The 5003-nt window shown below is 59.6% G+C and carries 6 protein-coding genes and 1 pseudogene; 3 read left to right on the forward strand and 4 right to left on the reverse strand.

The features are described from left to right. Positions 1–628: 628 nt before the first annotated feature. On the reverse strand, positions 629–1030 hold the full coding sequence (locus tag CXY78_RS00315) for a hypothetical protein (protein ID WP_092342383.1): 402 nt from the start codon (positions 1028–1030) through the stop codon (positions 629–631). Positions 1031–1331: 301 nt separating this feature from the next. On the opposite strand from CXY78_RS00315, the gene CXY78_RS20885 reads away from it, so the two are divergent. From CXY78_RS20885 to CXY78_RS00335, 3 genes are all read left to right on the forward strand, one after another. Further along, positions 1332–1481 carry a hypothetical protein gene (locus tag CXY78_RS20885; protein ID WP_158252772.1) on the forward strand — a complete coding sequence of 50 codons (150 nt, stop codon included), beginning with the start codon at positions 1332–1334 and terminating at the stop codon, positions 1479–1481. Positions 1482–2018: 537 nt separating this feature from the next. Beyond that, positions 2019–2348 carry a hypothetical protein gene (locus CXY78_RS20890; RefSeq protein ID WP_092342387.1) on the forward strand — a complete coding sequence of 110 codons (330 nt, stop codon included), beginning with the start codon at positions 2019–2021 and terminating at the stop codon, positions 2346–2348. Between the two features lie 276 nt (positions 2349–2624). Further along, complete coding sequence (locus tag CXY78_RS00335) at positions 2625–3089, forward strand: GNAT family N-acetyltransferase (protein ID WP_104087475.1); 465 nt, start codon at positions 2625–2627, stop codon at positions 3087–3089. A 58-nt stretch (positions 3090–3147) separates the two neighbouring features. On the opposite strand, the gene CXY78_RS00340 is transcribed toward CXY78_RS00335, so the two are convergent. The 3 genes and pseudogenes from CXY78_RS00340 to CXY78_RS20555 all read right to left on the reverse strand — a co-directional run. After that, positions 3148–3717 carry a hypothetical protein gene (locus CXY78_RS00340; RefSeq protein WP_104087476.1) on the reverse strand — a complete coding sequence of 190 codons (570 nt, stop codon included), beginning with the start codon at positions 3715–3717 and terminating at the stop codon, positions 3148–3150. 221 nt (positions 3718–3938) lie between these two features. Next, a complete protein-coding gene (locus CXY78_RS00345; RefSeq protein ID WP_140425479.1) occupies positions 3939–4535 on the reverse strand; it encodes a hypothetical protein in 597 nt (198 codons plus the stop codon). Between the two features lie 165 nt (positions 4536–4700). After that, a pseudogene (locus CXY78_RS20555) lies at positions 4701–5003 on the reverse strand (hypothetical protein); the annotation flags it as partial.

Here is a 5003-nt window from a genome sequence, read left to right on the forward strand (position 1 = left end):
AAGTTCGTCGGCGATCTCGGCAGGCAAACGATGCAGGCCACGTAGCCTCCGCATGTCGCGGTGGCAACCTTGGGCGACGCAGGTCGCGACAGATTGCTGAGCCAGAAGTTGGCCAGCTCGATGTGTCAAAGGGGAACCCCCTACGGGACTGCGGGCCGCTTGTCGTCAATACGGATATATGGGGATCAGGAGCGAGGTCACGACGAGCGAGGCACCACCGCCAGATAAGGCGCCAATGGTCCATAACTCAGGGCGTGTGGCAGGGGAACCGATTCGTTTCCGTACCCGTAACGCATAAAGCAACCCGCCAGCGATCATCACCAGGCCGATCACAAATAGCAAAAGCCTCACGGTTTCCATGCCCGAAGCATAGGCTCTCGCTCAGAAAACATGGCTCTAAGCCGGCCGGATGCGAACGCGTGCAGGGCGCGCGAAATGTAGGTGCAACGTCTGCGAACAGGGCTCAGCCGCTCAATCGTGTCCTGCGAGAAAGCAGGAATATCCCTCGCCGCGCCCGAGCCAGACTGCAGACGCCACGGTACGCTGCGGATTCGCTGCCATCCACAGCGGGCCTGCGCAGCCGTTGTCCCAATAGCCGAACCTTAACCGGGAACGGGAACCGTCGCAGTCAGTGGTTTGCTGTGACAGTCAGGCGATGGTTGTGAACGGTGATTACGGCCAGTGTGACGAGAACAACACCGACGACAACGATCATGCTCCATGTTCCATGGGCATTTGTGAGTGCGACCCCGCCGAAGACAAGGAGTCCTGCGCCAATGCTCCGCATCGCGATGGATCCAGCCGGGAGGACCGGAGGATTCCGGTTGAAGGGGATTCTCGTGTCGGGGTTGGCCCGAATTGTGCGGATCAAGGACGCGATGAAGAGCATGGCTCCCACGGCTCCCACGACTGCCGCAATCCACCCAAACACATCCATGCCGCTAAGCATACTGATGCGGACCTGCGGATTTTTCAGCTCGGGTTGCTCTGGCTCCTCAACCTCCCGTTGCTCGTCAGCGAACGCGCTCATCGACAAGGGTGATGCAGCCTGACAGCGTCTCGAAAGCCGTCAAGGCGCGAACGGACGGATCAGGAACTTGATGTGACGATTCCCCGCAACGGGCCCCCCTTCGGGGCAATAGCAAATGGGCTATCGAACGCGGGCGGTGGCGTGTTGACTAACACGCGTCTGCAGCGTACCCGCCCCTGATCTGCCCCGAGAATGGATTCGATCCGGAACTATCGCCGTCCGCGGCCAAGAAGACGTTCAGGCACTCTTTCTCCGCAACGCCACTGAACCACCAGCCGTCCGCGACTACCGCACGGAGCCCGTGAAACTCGTGGAAGGCCTGCACAGCGGTACCCTCGGCTGCCATGCCCCAGAAAATGCCGGGCACCTGATAGTTGGGATCGATCACGAGGTCGAATCCGAAACCACACAGCTGATCCGCGAGATACGCGAACAAGCACTGGCGAGCTAACCCCCGTGACGACCTATTGCGAGTCCCTCATCCGCAGGCACGGGCCGCACGAGCCGAAGCGGGCCATCCGATCTCAAAGGCAGGACCATCCGGCGTGGGAACGCAGCGGCCGAAGCCGCCCAGCGTTCCCTCATTGACTAGACAGGTGCGGATACTCTCGACGCCGCGGTGACGATCACCCGCGGCAGCCGTCGGCTCGAAGCTGTTGGGTTGGCCTACGTGGCCTGGAAAATTCGGACGACGGCTGTGCCGAACTCCAAAGTGCGTCAGGTCGCCTCTACCCACGGGATAACGCGGTCACAGTTGATTCGGGATGCGGTGCTGAGCTACGTCCACGCCCTTGCCTTAGACACTCCGTTCACCGATGGGTGACGTTCACTGCTCCTCAGTCGTTCCATTCGATTTTTCGGCGAGGCCATCCCAACACACACAGCTGCGGCTCATTTTGACAAGACCCCGTGACAAGCACGCATAGCGCGACAACGCACCAGCTCCGCGCAACAATGGATTTAGACACGTGTCCGAACTGTCGAGGAGATGATGATTTTGGTCAATAGAGACGAGATTGAAGACGATGGCCGCCACCCTGGCTGGCAGTTCGAGTTGCACAAGCCAAATAGGACGCACCGCGCAGAAATACCGGCTGCGGACATCCAACGACTCGAACGACTGTGGGAACTAGTTAGGCACGAGGAACGCATCCCCGACACCACGGGCGTGGAGATTGATGCATTGATTGAGTATTGGGGCCGAGAGGGGTACTCAGCCGATCAGATCGCCGTCGCGACACAACTACCGCTTGAAACGGTCACTGAATTGCAAAAGAACCCGGGAGTCGCCGCCCTATTCAATTCCCGACAGCGGTAACAGAACGTGCCTCAAAGTCAATCTTGAAGGGCGAAGACATCGGCATTTTCGACGATGGTCGTTTGCGGAATTCTTAGAGCCAAGAGGACAAGGACGCCAATGAAGACGAGCCCCTCCATAAGGACGCCTTAAACTAGGAGCAGCCCGGCCGCCCAGCGATATTGCAGCCGCTGAGTAGTGTCCATTCCGCAACCATATCGGCCACACGACAGTTCGAATGTCGAACCGTCAGCGGGACAGTGCTTGGGCCCGCATAGACGTGTGACAGCATGTCCCATGCCCACCTTTACCTTTTCCGAGTCGAAGCACCTCCCGCGACATGACCTCGTTGGTCTTTATTCAAGCGTCGGGTGGACGGCGTACGCGAGCGACCCAGATGCCCTTGTCCGTGCCGTGGAGCAGTCATCGTACGTCCTGACGGCGAGCAACGAGGACGGCGAACTTGTGGGACTGGCCCGGGTCATCTCCGACAACGCCACCATTTGTTATCTCCAAGACATCCTTGTGAGCCCCCGCCAACAACGCGCCGGCCTTGGCAAGGCTCTGGTTGAAAAGGTCCTGGAGCGCTACGTCCACGTTCGACAGAAGGTACTTCTGACCGATGACGAACCGGGCCAGCGCGCATTCTACGAATCCCTGGGTTTCATTGAAGGAAGTGACTTCAGCCCGACGCCCTTGCGTACTTTCGTTCAGATCGGGGGCGAAGAGCAAAATAGTTCGTCTTCAAGAGGGGAACCTTGAGAGGAACGCTTGTCCGACGGCGTTAGAAAAGCGGGACGCCCGCGAGCTCGTCTGGCAGCTAGGGCGCCGATATGGGGAGGAGAAGCACGTTGTTTGCGATCGTCTCCTGCCAGTTGCCGGTCCCGATGGTCCGCGAGCCTCCCACACCGATTGAGGCCCAGTCGAATCCGATCTGGATCTCGGGCATCGAGACGTCGGCTACCCACCATTGCGTCCAGGTCACCTGCGGCACTGCGCCACCGGCGATGACCTGAAGATCTCGCCCGTTGGGCCTACGAGTTTCGTTTGAATAGCGTTCGTTTGAATAGCGTCGCCCTCCTGCAGAAACCCAGAAGTCGACCCCTTCCCTGTCGGGGAATCGACCGAGAAACGTAGGACCGAACGGCAAGTCGAATCGCTTCAGGACCTCCTTCGAGACCACGAGACGAACCGTGAAGGTGAATCCCCTGCTGTACCCCCGAACATCTTCCAGCCACAGCGAGAAGTCGGCCGTTCTCGTAAGGACCTCCCGTCCGAGCAGGGCTGCAGGAATCTCCCTCCGGACGCAGTGATCCCAATCGCCGCGGGCACGGTCATCTTCGGCCATCGCGTGGCGTCGGGCATCAGCCGGCTCAGAAGGGGGCGCCATCTCTGCTCCTTTGTCCTAGAAACCGAATTGACAGCGGTCTCGCCTGTCCGAGTCGCGGGGCTGACTTGAGTTCCACGCTATCGAGGACTGTAATATCTGTCACCTTTTGCATTATCTGCAATCCGGCGGCTGCCTCCGGTGGGCCACTGTTGGCCTCCCGCGCCAACCGACAGGTTGGGCGCTTTCCCCGGCCCTGCCAGATGCGTTTCGTCAGCCAACCCCTATCGGAACTGTTTGAGAGCTTCGCTGTACTGATGGTGATCGTCCCGGGTCTCCTCCGTCACGAGGAGCGTGTGCCGTCCGATGACGCGCGTATAGGAGCCTTGGCAGGGGATGGTGACAATTTTTGTCAGCCCGGCTTGCCATGCTGGGATCAGCGCACTCAGCGACAAGCGTTCCGGATCATCCGCGAGGGACGTCGGGCGACGTTGTGTGCGTGCATGGAATTGTGAAAGATTCCAAGTCTCCTTTTCTTCCGTAAAGGCTTCGTCGCCGAAAGAGCTCCTCCAGGACGGCCCGACCATGCTGGCTAACAGGTCGGCGCGTTCCGGTGACCCATCTAGAGTGTGCTGGAGCCGGTCGAAGATCGTGTTGTCTTGAATCAGACCGGCATGGTGAATACATGCGTTCCAGGTCCCCGGCCACGCGTCAGACCAGGCTGCGGTCGAGTCGGTCGACTCGGTCTGGGCGTGCGCTCGCACTGAATCGTCCGACAGGAGGGGAGGAAAGTCATTGCCGACCGGGTAAAGATTCCACGCCTCCCGAACCCAGAGCAGATCAACCAACGTGTTCGGATCATCGTCGACGGTGATGAGCATGTCGTGAGGCCAGGGATTCCCAGGCATCGGTAGAGATGAGCGCAATGTTTTCTCCCCAAGAGCGGATGCCGGACAGTCTCACATAGAACGCCGACCGTAAGGGGAACAGCTTGCGGGACGAGCTAAAGATGGCACTCCCACCTGGCGTCTCGACGACGCGCGTGCTCAATTCGTTGCTGTCAGCGACAATGCGCCTGGCCCCGTGAGTTCGCCCTCATTGACTGGCCTGCCGGATACTGCGAGCAGCAATGCAGTTGCGGCACCGCGCACTTCTTTGCCATCACCTTCATCGAAGACCGTATCGGTGGCGATGAGGCGCGGCCCCACAAGCCGCTCCTTACCCCCACCGAGTTTGACGCTGGTCTTCGCTTGATACTGAAGTGCAGTGGGACTGCCCTCGGTTTGGTTGACTCCTGACCTGTGGAGCTTCGTCTTCACTGGAAAGATGTCATCATGCCCAAGCCCTAC

This window comes from Cryobacterium sp. N19 (assembly GCF_002929595.1).
In the GTDB taxonomy this organism is placed as follows: domain Bacteria; phylum Actinomycetota; class Actinomycetes; order Actinomycetales; family Microbacteriaceae; genus Cryobacterium; species Cryobacterium flavum.

What these genes read in the sequence shown, in the direction of transcription:
- CXY78_RS00315 (WP_092342383.1), bottom strand. Translation starts at nt 1,030, where the DNA reads ATGAGCGCGTTCGCTGACGAGCAACGGGAGGTTGAGGAGCCAGAGCAA.
- CXY78_RS20890 (WP_092342387.1), top strand. Translation starts at nt 2,019, where the DNA reads ATGATGATTTTGGTCAATAGAGACGAGATTGAAGACGATGGCCGCCAC.
- CXY78_RS00335 (WP_104087475.1), top strand. Translation starts at nt 2,625, where the DNA reads ATGCCCACCTTTACCTTTTCCGAGTCGAAGCACCTCCCGCGACATGAC.
- CXY78_RS00340 (WP_104087476.1), bottom strand. Translation starts at nt 3,717, where the DNA reads ATGGCGCCCCCTTCTGAGCCGGCTGATGCCCGACGCCACGCGATGGCC.
- CXY78_RS00345 (WP_140425479.1), bottom strand. Translation starts at nt 4,535, where the DNA reads ATGCTCATCACCGTCGACGATGATCCGAACACGTTGGTTGATCTGCTC.